This is a genomic window from Megasphaera sp. AF13-6AC (assembly GCF_027685385.1).
GTDB lineage: Bacteria > Bacillota > Negativicutes > Veillonellales > Megasphaeraceae > Megasphaera > Megasphaera micronuciformis.
Genome location: NZ_JAQCUN010000022.1, coordinates 1 through 15,130, shown reverse-complemented (window position 1 = coordinate 15,130; position 15,130 = coordinate 1). Strand labels below are relative to the sequence as shown.

General features: G+C 44.0%; 16 protein-coding genes. 14 read left to right on the top strand and 2 right to left on the bottom strand.

Annotated elements, in window-relative coordinates; all coding sequences use genetic code 11:
- Positions 1-78: 78 nt before the first annotated feature.
- On the bottom strand, positions 79-483 hold the full coding sequence (locus PGX78_RS02530; RefSeq protein WP_270445258.1) for a hypothetical protein: 405 nt from the start codon (positions 481-483) through the stop codon (positions 79-81).
- Between the two features lie 369 nt (positions 484-852).
- Here PGX78_RS02530 and nth point away from each other — a divergent pair, with 369 nt between their 5' ends.
- From nth to sufU, 10 genes are all read left to right on the top strand, one after another.
- A complete protein-coding gene (nth, locus tag PGX78_RS02525) occupies positions 853-1,500 on the top strand; it encodes an endonuclease III (RefSeq protein ID WP_270445257.1) in 648 nt (215 codons plus the stop codon).
- A gap of 85 nt (positions 1,501-1,585) precedes the next feature.
- Complete coding sequence (locus PGX78_RS02520) at positions 1,586-1,981, top strand: hypothetical protein (protein WP_270445256.1); 396 nt, start codon at positions 1,586-1,588, stop codon at positions 1,979-1,981.
- A gap of 63 nt (positions 1,982-2,044) precedes the next feature.
- Positions 2,045-2,185: a six-cysteine ranthipeptide SCIFF gene (scfA, locus tag PGX78_RS02515; protein WP_059077334.1), complete on the top strand. Its 141-nt coding sequence runs from the start codon at positions 2,045-2,047 to the stop codon at positions 2,183-2,185.
- Positions 2,186-2,248: 63 nt separating this feature from the next.
- Positions 2,249-3,649 carry a thioether cross-link-forming SCIFF peptide maturase gene (gene scfB / locus PGX78_RS02510; RefSeq protein WP_270445255.1) on the top strand — a complete coding sequence of 467 codons (1,401 nt, stop codon included), beginning with the start codon at positions 2,249-2,251 and terminating at the stop codon, positions 3,647-3,649.
- Positions 3,642-3,842: a hypothetical protein gene (locus PGX78_RS02505; RefSeq protein WP_270445254.1), complete on the top strand. Its 201-nt coding sequence runs from the start codon at positions 3,642-3,644 to the stop codon at positions 3,840-3,842. The genes scfB and PGX78_RS02505 overlap by 8 nt, the downstream gene beginning before the upstream one ends.
- 112 nt (positions 3,843-3,954) lie before the next feature.
- On the top strand, positions 3,955-4,701 hold the full coding sequence (gene sufC / locus PGX78_RS02500) for a Fe-S cluster assembly ATPase SufC (RefSeq protein ID WP_270445253.1): 747 nt from the start codon (positions 3,955-3,957) through the stop codon (positions 4,699-4,701).
- A gap of 12 nt (positions 4,702-4,713) precedes the next feature.
- Entirely contained in the window at positions 4,714-6,144 is a 1,431-nt protein-coding gene (sufB, locus tag PGX78_RS02495; RefSeq protein WP_006942811.1) for a Fe-S cluster assembly protein SufB, read from the top strand.
- Between the two features lie 9 nt (positions 6,145-6,153).
- Positions 6,154-7,230, top strand: coding sequence for a SufB/SufD family protein (locus tag PGX78_RS02490; RefSeq protein WP_442864786.1), 1,077 nt, complete (start codon positions 6,154-6,156; stop codon positions 7,228-7,230).
- A 13-nt stretch (positions 7,231-7,243) separates the two neighbouring features.
- Entirely contained in the window at positions 7,244-8,464 is a 1,221-nt protein-coding gene (locus tag PGX78_RS02485) for a SufS family cysteine desulfurase (protein ID WP_270445251.1), read from the top strand.
- A gap of 17 nt (positions 8,465-8,481) precedes the next feature.
- On the top strand, positions 8,482-8,919 hold the full coding sequence (gene sufU / locus PGX78_RS02480; RefSeq protein ID WP_270445259.1) for a Fe-S cluster assembly sulfur transfer protein SufU: 438 nt from the start codon (positions 8,482-8,484) through the stop codon (positions 8,917-8,919).
- A gap of 76 nt (positions 8,920-8,995) precedes the next feature.
- On the opposite strand, the gene lgt is transcribed toward sufU, so the two are convergent.
- On the bottom strand, positions 8,996-9,787 hold the full coding sequence (gene lgt / locus PGX78_RS02475; RefSeq protein WP_270445250.1) for a prolipoprotein diacylglyceryl transferase: 792 nt from the start codon (positions 9,785-9,787) through the stop codon (positions 8,996-8,998).
- 89 nt (positions 9,788-9,876) lie between these two features.
- On the opposite strand from lgt, the gene PGX78_RS02470 reads away from it, so the two are divergent.
- The 4 genes from PGX78_RS02470 to PGX78_RS02455 all read left to right on the top strand — a co-directional run.
- Entirely contained in the window at positions 9,877-11,358 is a 1,482-nt protein-coding gene (locus PGX78_RS02470) for a glycosyl hydrolase family 18 protein (protein WP_270445249.1), read from the top strand.
- A 78-nt stretch (positions 11,359-11,436) separates the two neighbouring features.
- Positions 11,437-13,920, top strand: a complete 2,484-nt coding sequence (gene leuS, locus PGX78_RS02465; protein ID WP_270445248.1) for a leucine--tRNA ligase — start codon at positions 11,437-11,439, stop codon at positions 13,918-13,920.
- 15 nt (positions 13,921-13,935) lie between these two features.
- Complete coding sequence (locus PGX78_RS02460) at positions 13,936-14,556, top strand: NUDIX hydrolase (RefSeq protein WP_270445247.1); 621 nt, start codon at positions 13,936-13,938, stop codon at positions 14,554-14,556.
- A 290-nt stretch (positions 14,557-14,846) separates the two neighbouring features.
- The coding region (locus PGX78_RS02455) for an S-layer homology domain-containing protein (RefSeq protein WP_270445246.1) at positions 14,847-15,130 on the top strand (284 nt) is incomplete at its 3' end.

The following is a 15,130-nucleotide window of genomic DNA, read 5'->3' as shown; positions in this document are numbered from 1 at the left end:
CGAACTCATTCCCAAAAAGTAGCTTAATTATATCTGTCCAAGAAAATGGGTGCAGATCAATTGTGCAGAACCTTCTTTTTATGCTCGTTTTGATGAGAAGTTGCTGAACCAGGCCTTGATACCTTCTTTAGGATATACGCCTATCATGGTGTGTTGTAAAGCCTCGCGTACTTCTGCTTCATTTTCTAAAGGATAGATGGACTTATATTCGTCGTATACTTCCCAGAAATCTCGCATATGCAGATTGGCATACGTATCGCCGTATACTTTAAAGCACGAATCACAGAGCGTAATAAATACGGCTTCTTCTTCCTGTTGAGTTGCATCGTCAAGTCCGCAGCAACGAGTATATAAATTGATATTGCCGAAGAGCTTGTGCAGATAATCGTAGACTTTTGATGTCATCTTGGGCTCTAATTGAAGCAGTTTACAGCCGGGAGCAAAATAAATAGGAAATTGGGTTAAGTTATCTAATGTATCCATTTTCAGCACCTCTTTTTAATAAATAATGATTCTTTAAATAGAATATATCATAATGAATGAGTTTCTTCAATTTTTGCAATTAAGAGCGTTAATAAGAGTCTTTCTCTTTTATAAAAAAGCAAAAATCTGTTGAATATCTTTATAAAGAAGTTCTCTCACACTGCAAACTATATTTATCTTAAAAATATGATAATAAATATTAATTAATAATAAAAAACAAGAAAAATAAGTAAGTTGATTGCAAAAAAAGCAACATTATTAACCATCTCTTGCTGTGGTTGCAATGTGTTATAATATAAACCGGCAGTATGAAAGGGGCGATTTTATAAAAATTTGCCCGTTATATGTTGCGGAAAGAGAGTTGACAAAGTGATTACAAAAAAGAAAAAACAAGAGATGTTGCAGCGCTTTCAAGATACATACGGAATCATGAAGCCTGCACTTATATATCAGTCGCCTTTTGAACTTTTGGTGGCTGTTGTCTTATCGGCTCAGTGTACGGATGAACGCGTGAATATTGTAACTGCCGGGCTGTTTCCGGAATACGCTTCTCCCGAAAAAATGTTGACCTTGGGAATTGACGGGCTGGAAGAAAAAATAAAGACTTGCGGTCTTTATCACAGCAAGGCCAAGAACCTATCGGCAACCTGTCGTATTTTATGTGAAGAGTATCAGGGGAAAGTGCCTAAGACCTTTGATGAATTAGTGAAACTTCCCGGTGTAGGACGTAAGACGGCCAATGTGCTTGTCAGCGTTCTTTACGATACGCCGGCTATTGCTGTGGATACTCATGTGTTTCGTGTTGCCAATCGTATGCAGCTGGCTGTCGGTACGACGCCCGACAGTGTGGAAAAGGGTCTGCAAAAAGCCATCCCCGTTGAATGGTGGAGCCGGGCTCATCATTGGCTGATCTGGCACGGCAGGAGAATTTGCAAGGCTCGTAAACCCTTATGTGAGGATTGCTTCCAAAACGATATCTGTCCGTCGTCAACTGTGAGAGTTCGTTCCATTCATTGACAGGGAAAAAGAACATAGAGTAAGATAAAGACATCCTGTTAGACAGACGGTCAAGCAAGAAATATCTCTTACGGAGGTTTATGCTATGAGCTTACGGTATGTCAAAGGCAGTTATATGGATGAGATTCTCGTCAACGGGAATCCCGTACTGGTCGTTCTTGAAGGCTTGGAAGAAGGTAAGGAAAAAGAGGCACGTCGATACGGTAAGAGCGTATGGGAATGGATACTTGCACATCGACCGCGCGTAGCGGCTCATGCACCGCTTATTGCCAAGTTTAAAAATGAACATTGGCTGAATGACGGTGAGCCGGAAATGACGGCCGAGCAAATTCGTGCCAGCCTGGAACGGATTAATTCTGTTTATATGACTTATAACGGAGACTTTGATGTCTTTTTTGCGACTAACGAAATTTTTGATAATCGTGCCGTCGTAATTACGATGGGTAAGGATTTCCAATTTAAGCAATTACGTCTGTTATAGTGATTGTAGACGTGCCGATTATATGCTATAATACAACAGATATTGATAGCGAGGTGAACCGATATGGCAAAACACATTATTACCATTAATACCGAATCCATTCAGAAGACGGCTCAACATGCAGGTTGCAGCGAATGCCAAACATCCTGCCAGTCCGCATGCAAAACGTCTTGCACTGTAGGTAACCAGGTTTGCACAAAATAAGTAATTAAGAGGGGACACCCTTTACCGACCAGGTAAAGGGTATTCTTTTTATGTGGAGGAAAAATGGCGGAAAAGATTCAACCCATGATTCATAAATATATTATGAAAGGGTTATATATGTTACTCGATGTTAACAGCGGTATTGTCAATGTAATCGATAAGCTGGCTTACGATGTTTTGGATACGTATAAGGGTAACAATAAAGAAGCGGTGTATACTGCCCTTGAAGGAACGTATACACGCGATGAACTAACGGAAACGATGGACGAACTTGACGAGTTGATTAAGGCGGAAATGCTTTTTGCGCCCATGTGCGAGTCTTTTAAGGTCGTAGCCGATGAAAAACCGGTTGTAAAATCCTTATGCCTGAATATAGCTCATGATTGCAATCTTCGTTGTAAATACTGTTTTGCATCTCAAGGCGATTATGACACGAATAAACGAGAATTAATGAGTTTTGATGTGGCTAAAAGAGCTATCGATCTGCTGATTGAAAGTTCGGCAGGCAAGCGGCAGCATTGTGAAGTGGATTTTTTCGGCGGCGAACCGCTTATGAATTTCGGGGTCGTCAAACAGACCATTGAATATATACGAAAACAGGAAAAGTTGCATAATAAGGTATTTAAACTTTCTCTGACGACAAACGGGCTTTTATTGGATGAAGAAAAAATTACATATTTAACAGATAATCATATCAGTCTGATTCTCAGCCTGGACGGTCGAGAGGATGTTCATAATCGTATGCGTCCCGATGCAGGCGGTCACGGCTCTTATAAAAGAATTGTTAAGAACCTGCAACATGCCGTATCCGGAAGAAACGGGGAAGAATATTATGTGCGCGGTACGTATACGAAATATAACCTTGATTTCACGGCTGATGTAGAGCATATGGCAGATTTGGGTTTTGACGGCCTGTCCATGGAGCCGGTTGTCGGCGATGACCTGTCGTATGCTATTGACGAGTCGGATTTAAAACGTATCGATGAAGAATACGAAAATTTGACGGATTTTTATTTGGAACGCTATTTCAGTAGCCGCCCCGTTATTTACTATCACTTCATTATGGACTTATATCGAGGCCCCTGTATTGCCAAGCGTTTGCGCGGTTGCGGTGCAGGCCATGAGTATATGTGCGTGGTTCCGAACGGAGATATATATCCCTGTCATCAGTTTGTCGGACAGGAAGAATATGCTATCGGCAGTGTATACGACGGCATAACGAATACGGAACTGCCCCGCTTATTCCGAGATATGCATGTACTCAATAAACCGACATGTTGCAAGTGTTGGGCTAAATTTTTCTGCAGCGGCGGCTGTCATGCCAATAACATTAAGTACGGCGGCAGTATAGACACGCCTTATGAGTTGGGCTGTAAGATTCAGAAAAAGCGTATTGAATGTGCCATGTATATTCAAGCTTTGATTGCTGTGAAAAAGCGGGAGGGAGAAAAAGCCGGTGAGTAAAATACGATTCTTTTTATGGATAGTCGTATATGCATATTTAATCTATGCACTTATCAAAGACGGTCCTTCGTCGCTTGTAGTCGGGCTCTTGATTTTAGCAACCCTGACAGTAATCATGCAGGTATGGCTCCATAGCGAAAAACGACGGAAATTACGTGAAAAATATGGAATGGACAAAGAAAAAGACGTGTGAAATGAATACGGTTCTTAAAATACACTAAAAAGGTTGACTTTGTAAAAACGATGGAGTAATCTAAGTGTAGTAAAAAAGTATGATTTAAAAGTTTATACAGGAGTGATTGATAATGAGTGAATTATTACGTGTAGAGAACCTGAAGGTAACCGTTGACGGTAAAGAAATCCTCAAGGGTCTCGACTTAGTGATTAATAAAGGTGAAACTCACGTCATTATGGGTTCCAACGGGGCCGGTAAGTCGACACTGTTTCATTCGATTATGGGGAATCCTTCGTATACCGTGACAGACGGTCATATTTTTTTTGAAGGACAGGATATTACACATATGCCCGTAAATGAACGTGCTAAACTCGGTATTTTTATGGCATTTCAGAACCCTATTGCCGTTAAAGGCATCAGCGTAGAAAACTTTATCCGCAATGCCAAGAGTACGATTACGGGAGAAACTCAACGAATTATGCCTTTTCGTAAAAAATTACGTGCTCAAATGGAAGAATTGCGTATGGATAAGTCTTATGCGGAACGGTATGTAAATGACGGTTTTTCCGGCGGAGAACGAAAGAAGACGGAAATCCTGCAGATGACCCTGTTGGAACCGAAATTGACCATGTTGGATGAAATCGATTCGGGGCTTGATGTCGATGCGGTTCGCGTTGTTTCCGACAGAGTTGCTGCTTATCACAATGGGGAAAATGCCGTTCTCGTCATTACGCATCACAGCGAAATTTTGCAAAGCCTGAAACCCGATTTCGTCCATGTTCTCATTGACGGAAAGATTGTGAAAAACGGTGATGCTTCCCTGATTGATGACATCGAAGCGAACGGGTACGATGTATATCGTACACAGGCTAAATAGGGGGCATTGTCCATGGCTGAAGAAAAAAGATTTGCCAAAGAACGGGAAAAGATAGAGTCTTTTTCCGACTTTAGCAATGTATATAACTTTAAAAAAGATTTCAAATATTCATATAAGACCGATGCGGGCCTTACTGAAGAAATAGTTCGGGAAATTTCGGCACAAAAGGACGAACCCGAATGGATGCTTCAGGCACGCCTGAAGTCGCTTGAACTCTTTTATAAAATAGATTACCCCACATGGGGGCCTGACATCAGCGAACTGCAAATGGACAACATCGTTACATATGTGCGTCCCGATGCGGGGTTGAAAGCTGATTGGAATGAAGTGCCCGAAGACATTAAGGATACCTTCGATCGACTCGGTATACCCGAAGCGGAAAAGACATCTTTAGCCGGTGTGGGGGCTCAGTACGATTCGGAAGTGGTGTATCACAGCATTCAGGAAGAATTGGTCAAACAAGGTGTAGTTTATACTGATTTTGATACGGCTCTGAAAGAACATGAAGATATTGTGCGCAAGCACTTTATGAAGCTCATACCGCCGACAGACCATAAGTTTGCGGCCCTGCACGGTGCCGTTTGGTCGGGTGGCTCCTTCGTTTACGTGCCTGAAGGAGTCCAAGTGGATATTCCCTTGCAAAGTTATTTCCGTCTGAATGCTCCCGGCGCAGGACAGTTCGAACATACGATGATCATTGTAGAAAAAGGGGCAAAGGTTCACTTTATTGAAGGGTGTTCCGCACCTAAGTACAATGTAGCCAATTTGCATGCCGGGGCGGTAGAACTCTTTATCGGCGATGATGCGACCTTGACTTATTCGACGATTGAGAACTGGTCAAAAAACATGTACAACATGAACACGAAGCGCTCCATTGTCGGTAAGAACGGAACGATGAACTGGGTAACGGGTTCTTTCGGATCTCATACATCTTGCCTGTATCCTATGACGATTTTACAGGGAGAAGGAGCTCATTGCGAATTTACGGGCGTTACCTTTGCCGGTAAGGGGCAGTATTTAGATACGGGGTCCAAGGTGGTTCATAACGCACCGAATACGACGAGTAATATCGACTCCAAGTCCTTGTCAAAAAGCGGCGGTGTCTGTATCTATCGCGGCAGTGTCGTAATTAACGAAAAGGCGGAAGGTGCCAAGTCCAATGTAAGTTGTGAATCGCTTATGTTGGATGAAATTTCTCAGTCCGATACGATTCCGGCTATTGTTGTTAAAAATGATAATATCGACTTGGGTCACGAAGCTAAAATCGGTAGAATTTCCGATGAAGCCGTTTACTATCTCATGAGTCGCGGTCTTAGTGAAGATGAAGCCAGAGCCATGCTTGTGCGCGGTTTTGTTGAACCCGTTTCCAAAGCTTTGCCTTTGGAATATGCCGTGGAAATGAATAACTTAATTAATCTGGAGCTGAAAGGCTCGTTAAAATAAAGGAGGGTAATGATGAGTAAAGAATTATACAATGAATTGCCTCGTCCTACCTTCCGTTGGATGAAGGTCAATCATTTAGAACTAGACGGATTGAACGCCCCTTATTTGCCGTCAGTAGATATTGAACATACCGTGTCCGGCGATACGCAGGTTACCTTTTATCAAGGCAACGGACTTGACGATTTGGACGGCTTTGAAGGGGCTTCTCCCGAATCGTTGCGAGATGCTGTCAATCACAGCATGAACGGGTGCCTCATTCATGCACCTAAGGGTAGCAAAGGAACAGTTCGCCTGATTTATCGTGTAGAAGACGCGGTGCCGAATCTTACGGCACAACTTAAAATTGAAGCTAAAGAAGGTAGCGAAACGGAAGTATATCTTCTCTTTGAAGGAGATGTTCCGACAGGCAGTGTTAACATAGCCGAATATATTGAAGCCGAAAAAGATGCCAAAGTTACGATTAAAAAGATCCAATTCAACGGTGATTCCGTACGTCATATAGAACATCGTTGTGTCCGTGCCGCTGCAGAAAGTGAAGTTCGTTTTGTCAGCGCCGAAATGGGCGGGGCGCAGACAATTTTATATTATAAAGTCGATTTGGACGGAGAAAAAAGCAAGTTCGTCAATCATGCCATGTATGTAGGTTATGATCAGCAGGTTTTGGATTTCTCTTACTGGGTCTTGCAAAAAGGCCGGAAATCTTATGCCGATATTTTGACGACAGGAGCCTTAACGGATACGTCAAAGAAAAACTTCCGCGGTACGCTTGACTTTTTACGCGGTTGCAGCAAATCCGTCGGTTCGGAAACGGACGAATGCCTGTTGCTCAGTCCGAAAGTACATTCCGTATCGTTACCGCTTCTTTTGTGTAAAGAAGATGATGTAGAAGGTAATCATGCCAGCAGTGCCGGGCAAATCGACAAGGACATGCTTTATTATTTAATGAGCCGCGGATTCAGCGAAAAAGGAGCTCAACTGATTATTGTAGAATCGAATATTCGTCCCGTTATTGATGAACTGGGCGATGAAGAGTTGATTGCGCGAGTTCTTGACAGAGCCCGTGAAAAAATGCAGAAATACGAATAGAAAGGTGAGGGGTATGACAACAATTCGCGAAGATTTTCCGATTTTAAGCAAAGAACATAACGGGCATAAGCTCGTTTACTTCGACAATGCGGCGACGACGCAGAAACCGAAGCAGGTTATTCAGGCTATTGTCGACTTGTTGGAACATCATAACGGCAATCCGCACAGAGGGGCTCATATTCTCAGTGTAGAAGCCTCTCAATTATATGATGATGCCCGTGAAGCCGTACGCGAGCTGATCAATGCCAAGTACAGCGAAGAAGTGGTTTTCGTCCGTAATGCGACGGAAGGCCTGAATCTCATTGCCAGAAGCTATGCGGAAACGCATTTGAAGAAAGGCGATAAAATCGTCATCCCCATTTCGGAACACCATGCAAATCTGGTAACGTGGCAACGCGTCTGTCGTGTAACCGGTGCGGAATTGGTCTACATGTATTTGGACAAAGAAGGTCATTTTACGGATGAAGATTTAGCTAAGATCGATGATCGTACGAAAATCGTATCCTTTGCGGCTGTAAGCAATGTATTGGGTATGAAACGGCCCGTAAAAGAATTGGTGGCCCGGGCTCATGCAGTAGGAGCCGTGGCTATTGTCGATGCGGCTCAGGCTATTCCTCATATGAAGTGTGATGTTCAAGACTGGGATTGCGATTTTCTTGTTTTCTCAGGTCATAAAATGTTGGCTTCGGCGGGAACGGGTGTCCTTTACGGTAAGCGCGATTTACTGAATGATATGGAACCTTTCCTTTTGGGCGGCGACATGATTGAATATGTACAAGAACAGACGACGACGTTCAATGTCTTGCCTTTCAAGTTTGAAGCCGGTACGGAAAATGTGGAAGGTGCCGTTGCCTTGCATGCGGCTATTAAATATTTGAACAACTGCGGATGGGACAAGATAGAAGAACATGAATATGAACTGACTAAGCGTTGTCTCGAAGGTATGAAAAAACTGCCGTACATTCATATCATCGGCTCGACCGATGCAAACGAAAAAACGGGAGTTATCGCCTTTACGATTGACGGAGTTCATCCTCACGATGCGGCCACCATTCTTGACAGCTACGGAATTGCCATCCGCTCGGGCCATCATTGTGCACAGCCTTACGGTGCTTATATTAAGGCGGAAGCTTCTAATCGTGTCAGCTTCTATATTTACAATACGCCGGAAGAAGTGGATTATTTCCTGGAAGTATTGCCCCTTGTTCGTAAGCAAATGGGCTTTAAGGACTAAAGGAGAGGCAAATGACAATGGAAATGGATCAACTGTATTCCGATATTATTCTGGAACACAATCAGACACAGGAAAACAAACATGAATTAGCCGATGCGACTCTTTCCGAACACGGGCATAATCCCAGCTGCGGTGACGATATTACGTTACAGGTTAAAATAGTCGACGGTATTGTTAAAGACGCTGCTTATACGGGTCACGGCTGTGCTATCAGTCAGGCGTCGGCGGATATGATGATTGACGTTATTAAGGGAAAAACCGTGGCCGAAGCCTTGCGACTTACGGAACTTTTTTTGAATATGATTAAAAGAGAAGTTACGGATGATGACGAACTGGAAGAGTTGGAAGACGCTATTGCACTTAAAAATATTTCCAACATGCCGGCTCGCGTTAAATGTGCCGTCTTGGCTTGGCATACGTTGAAAGAAGCGTTAGCTAAAGAAGAAAAACAATAATGGATTCCCTTTTGAGTGGAATAAAAAGAGCTCTCGACCGAAGATCCGGCCGAGGGCTCTTTTTATATATGAGGCGTTATTCGGATTTTAATTTTTCATCTTCTTTACCGTATATTTGTAGGACTATCCAGATGGCTAAAGCTGTGACAAAGGCAATGATACTCGTCCATTGAGCGGATTTAAAAGCCCAAAGAGTTGATACGTAGTCACCCCTTAAATATTCGAGGAAAAAGCGTTCTACGGCATAGAGCATAACATATACACAAAAGACCTGACCCTTCTTATGCGGGAAGACGCTATATAAGAGAAGGGCTACGAAGACGAGGATATCGACTTGACCCTCCCATACTTCGGCAGGCCAGAGCGGACTGTTGCCATATGTACGATGGGCCAGGGTCGTTTCGGGATAGACGATGCCGAAAGAACCGCCCGTAGGATGGCCGAAGGCATCACCATTCATTAAGTTGGCCATGCGACCTACCGATTGTCCGAGGATGATAGCGGGAGCCAGTAAATCGCCGAAGGCCCAAGTATCGATGTGATGAATTTTCGTATAAATGACACCGGCTACGGCACCGAAAAGAAGACCTCCCTGAATAGCCATGCCGCCTTGCCAGACATAGGGGATTTCCGTCAAGTGGTTGTGGTAGTATGCCCAATCAAAGAAAAAGACATCCCAAAGGCGTCCGCCGACAATGCCGGCCAAGCCGCAGCAAAGGGTGAAGTCGAAGATATGAAGGTGCCAATGACGCCCGTCTTTTTTCATAATATAATAGGCCGCAATGCCTGAAGAAATTATACCGAGCATAAAGAGAAGTCCGTATGCACGGATAGGAAAGGTTCCTATATAAAAGAGATATTGATGCATGCCGAAAGTCATCCTTTCATGTGATATAATGAAAAAGTTAAGTACCAGTATATTATACACTACCAATTCACTGTGAACAGGAGTTAGCCATGAAAAAGGGAAGACGAATAGTCGCTTGTCTTTGTGCCGTATTGCTCGGTTCCGCTATCTTAACGATTCAGGGAGCTGATGCGCACGGACACGGTAAGCAAACGGATTATAAAAAAAAGACGTCGGTCGCGACACAGCCCGTATTGACGAAAAATGAAGAGGCTTTACAGATCTTAGTAAGTCCTTCGCTTTTAAAAAAGGCCGGTATTCAAGATGCGGAAAACGGTAACTATAGAGTGATCTTGCCGGAGAAAACAGGCGTTGTTTTTCAGAATAATGTTGTAGATTTGACCTTTCCTACTGTAAAAGAAGGAAACGGCACATTTGTCGACGTAACATATATTAAAGATGCCTTACGTCTGAAACTGGAAGGCAGTGAGGGGACGATTGCCGTCACTTCACCGCAAGGGTTGGTTGTTTTGAAAGATGCCGTAGAAAACAAACCTGTTGATAAGGCGCAAGCAGGGGGCGTTGATCTTATGTGGGATCCGGAAATGAACGCAGAGAATCTTGCACAACGCCCGACAACGGGTACTGCCGTCATATCGCCGACGGCCTTTCGAGTTACTCCGTCGGGAGTAACTATTCACAAAAAAAACTTTGATACTTATGTGGGTGCCTACAAAAAGGCGGGTTATAAAATTTGGCCCCTTGTGGACAATAACTTTAACCCCACGGCAACGCACGAGTTTTTGGTAAATAAATCGGTGCGTGAAGAAACGATTAAAAGGCTCATCGGGTATGCTCTGTTGTACGGATTTGACGGATACAATCTGGATTTTGAAAATATAAACTACGAAGACAGAGACGAACTGACCTCATTTGTTGCCGCCTTTTCAGTAGCCGCTCATGCATACGGATTAAGGGTATCTATGGATGTAACTCCCGTGTCGGCGAGTAAAAACTGGTCTCAAGTCTATGATCGAGCCTCTTTAGCTCCGCATCTCGACTATCTCATGCTTATGGCTTACGATCAAGTGGGACGTACCAGTCCCGTGCCGGGCCCTTGTGCTACCGAACCATGGGTGGAGTCGGCTGTCCGTAAAACCTTGGAATTTATAGATAAAGATAAGCTCGTTCTCGGCATACCTCTATATATGCGTACATGGTACAGCACTAATGAAGAAAGTATGTTACCTGAAAATCCCGATGAATGGCCGGCACCGACCGGAAGCGGTCCGGGAGAAAAAGATAACTATAAGTCGTATAGTACGTTGAAGGTAAGAACTTTGACCATGAAGAACAGTCTTAAAATCAGGGAAAAATATGCTTCCTATATTCGCTGGAACGATAAGGAAGGTCTCTACTACATGAATCTGCCTTTAAAAACAGGTGTAGTTCAAATCTGGTTTGAAGACAATACGTCCTTGGCAAACAAAAGAAATCTCATTGATAAGTATCAGTTGGCAGGTGGTGCCTACTGGCGCAAAGGCTTTGAAGATACCGACTTTCGGAATATTTGGAGTAGTTCTGCTGATTGACTTGATATGATGAGAACACTATAATAAAAACAATTCGTGTTTTGAGCTGCATGGCGGCTTACTTTAGGAGGCTTATGTATGGAAAAGTATATCCCTCAGGATATTGAAAAGAAGTGGCAAGGCGTATGGGCAGAATCTCATGCCGATAAAACGCCTGATGATAACGGAAAACCGCCGTATTACGTGCTGGAAATGTTCCCTTATCCTTCGGGAAACTTGCATATGGGGCATGTGCGTAACTACACTATCGGTGATGTTATTGCCCGCTATCGCCGTATGAACGGATACAACGTATTGCATCCTATGGGTTTTGATGCTTTCGGTATGCCTGCTGAAAATGCAGCTATTAAACGTAATATTCCTCCTGCCGAATGGACATACGATAATATTGCCAATATGGAAAAGCAACAGAAATCTCTGGGCTTGTCCTATGATTGGGACAGAGAAGTAGCTACGTGTCATAAAGATTACTATCGTTGGACACAATGGATTTTCGAACTTTTATATAAGCGCGGATTGGCATATCGTAAAGAAGCGAAGGTTAATTGGTGCGATACATGTAATACTGTATTGGCCAATGAACAGGTTATTGACGGCCAATGCTGGCGTTGTGATCACGACGTAGTCAAAAAGGATTTGAAACAGTGGTTCTTTAAGATTACGGACTATGCCGATCAGTTGCTGGATGACTTAAAGTTGTTGCCCGGTTGGCCTGAACGTGTTAAGACTATGCAAAAAAACTGGATCGGTCGCAGTGAAGGCGCTCAGTTTTGTTTCGATATTCCCGAAATCGGTGAAAAACTGGATATGTTCTCTACTCGTGTCGATACGATTTTCGGTACGACCTTTGTGGTTCTGGCTCCGGAACACCGGTTTGTGCAACGGATCATTAAGGGTAAGAAAAATGAAGCTCAGCTGCAGGAATACATTACGCTCATGAAAAATCAGAGCGATATGGAACGTACGTCGAATGAAGCTGAAAAGACAGGCATGTTTACCGGTGCCTATGCAATCAATCCCTTGAACGGTGAACAGGTTCCCATCTGGATTGCCAACTATGTTCTCGCCGATTACGGGACAGGTGCCGTTATGGGCGTTGCCGGTCACGATCAAAGGGACTTTGAATTCTGCAAAAAGTATAATATTCCTATTCACTATGTCATCTCCGACCCGACCGGTGAATATGACTATGAAAATGCCACGGAAGCCTATACGGGCGAAGGCGTTCTTATGAACTCGGGAGAATTCGACGGCCTTTCGATTGAGGAGGGAAAAAAGGCCATTACCAAATGGTTGGAGGTCCATAACTGCGGCAAGGGGACAGTTAACTTCCGTTTGCGCGATTGGTTGATTTCGCGTCAACGCTATTGGGGAGCTCCTATTCCTGTCGTATACTGTGAAAAATGCGGTGAACAATTGGTTCCTGAAGAACAGTTGCCCGTAGAACTGCCTACAGACGTAGCCTTTACGGCCGGTGCCGTATCCCCCTTGGCAACAAGTGAAAAGTTCAGTCACTGCACCTGCCCGGTCTGCGGCGGTCCGGCAACGCGCGAAACCGATACGATGGATACCTTTGTTTGCTCGTCGTGGTACTATTTGCGCTATACGGATGCACGCAATGAAAAAGCACCGTGGAGTCGTGAAAAAGCCGATCATTGGATGAATGTGGACCAGTACATCGGCGGTATTGAACATGCTATTTTACATCTTATGTATTCACGTTTCTTAATGAAGGTATTCCGCGATGCAGGCTTGGTTGAAGCGTCCGAACCCTTTGAAAGATTGCTTACTCAAGGGATGGTCTTAAAGGAAGGCAGTAAGATGTCCAAGTCCAAGGGCAATGTTGTCTCGCCGGAAGAAATTCTTTCCAAATACGGGGCCGATACGGCACGTTTGTTCATTTTGTTCGCCGCTCCGCCTGAACGCGACTTGGATTGGTCCGACAAGGGGGTAGAGGGATCCTATCGATTCTTAAATCGTGTTTGGAGAATCGTACATCAGTTTGCCGACATTGCCAAAACGGCGGAAGTGTCTAAAGGCATCTATTCCGAAGCGGATAAGGCTTTGCGTCTCGTTGAATACACGTCGGTTGCCAAGGTTACGGATGATATTCAAGGCGATGACGGAAACTATGCTTTGAATACGGCCGTCAGTGCCGTCATGGAATTTGTCAATGCTATGCATGCGTATGTAGGTGAAGATAAGGGGCAGTTGCATGCCGATGTAGCCGATGAAGCCAATGAAAATCTCTTGCGTCTTTTAGCTCCTTTTACGCCGCATATTGCGGAAGAACTGTGGTCTATCATCGGTAAAAACGGTAGTGTTCATACCCAAGAATGGCCGCAGACGGACGCACAGGCTCTCGTCGTATCCACTATTGAATTACCTGTACAGATTAACGGTAAGGTTCGTGAACGCATTGTCGTAAGTGCCGATGCATCGGTTGAAGCTATAAAGGAACAGACTTTGGCGTCCGACAGAATTCAAACTCTCATTGACGGTAAGAACGTAGTTAAGTTTATTGTCGTTCCCGGAAAGATTATCAATATTGTCGTCAAATAGGTTGAAGGAGTATATATGAACGAGCAGGCCGTATTGGCTCCCTGGCCCGAACACGAGAGGACCTCGTCCGTACTGTTTAACAATGTACCCTGTGCCGTTTTGGTACCTTTCATAAAGAATGCGGGAGGCCTGGACCTTTTATTTGAAGTTCGCAGTAAGACGTTGCGTTGGCAGCCGGGAGATATTTCTTTTCCCGGCGGAAAAATAGAGGCGAGCGATGTTACTCCTTTGGCAGCGGCTATCAGAGAGACGGGAGAGGAACTGAATATACCTCCTGAAAAGATACGTGTTCTGGCAAGCTTAGCGCCGCTGGAAACCGTTACGGGCGTTACCCTGAATCCTTTTGTGGCGGAAGTTTCGAGCGTAGAGGATATTCGTTGTACTGCCGAAGTGGATCATACCTTTACGGTACCGTTGCAGTGGTTTATGGAGCATGAGCCTGAACTGGCGGAAATGGATTTGGCAACCCGACCGGGAGCTACCTTTCCCGTAGATATTCCTTATGCGGGAAATCCCATGGAATGGCGACGTCGCAAAACCTATTTTGTATATATTTATCGATATGAAGGATATCGTATATGGGGTATGACGGCACAAATTGTAAAAGAATGCATCGATATTATAAAAGCTATGTAAGTAAGCGGCCTTTTATAGGCCGCTTTTATTTTGTTTTATATGAGCGGAATATCTCAACTTAAAAGTATATATAAACATCAATTCTCTAAAGTGAAAATTTTTATCGACTTATTATTGACACAATTTATCAATAATAGTAGACTGGAATAGCAATACAGATATTCTTGCAGTCTTTATTGCCGAACGATACGATCGGAAGCGGAAGAGGAAACATGGACAACTCGCTCCGTACGGTTATATCGATCTTGCCTATTCGATGCAGGAACAGTATAGGAAAAGAGGTAACGGACATGAACAAAAAACTCGTAGCATCTTTAGTAGCAACCATGGCAGTCGGTGCCACTGCATTTGCAGCCAATCCCTTTGTGGATGTCCCTCAGGACAGCTGGGCATACAATTCCGTAGTAGAATTGGCTAACTCCGGTATCATTCAGGGGGTTGACGGCGTTCACTTCCAAGGAGAACGTAATATCACCCGTTATGAAGCTGCTGAAATCGTAGCAAAGGCTATGGCGCATGAAGATCGTGCAAACGCTGAACAGCGTGCACTTATCAATCGTTTGGCCGATGAATT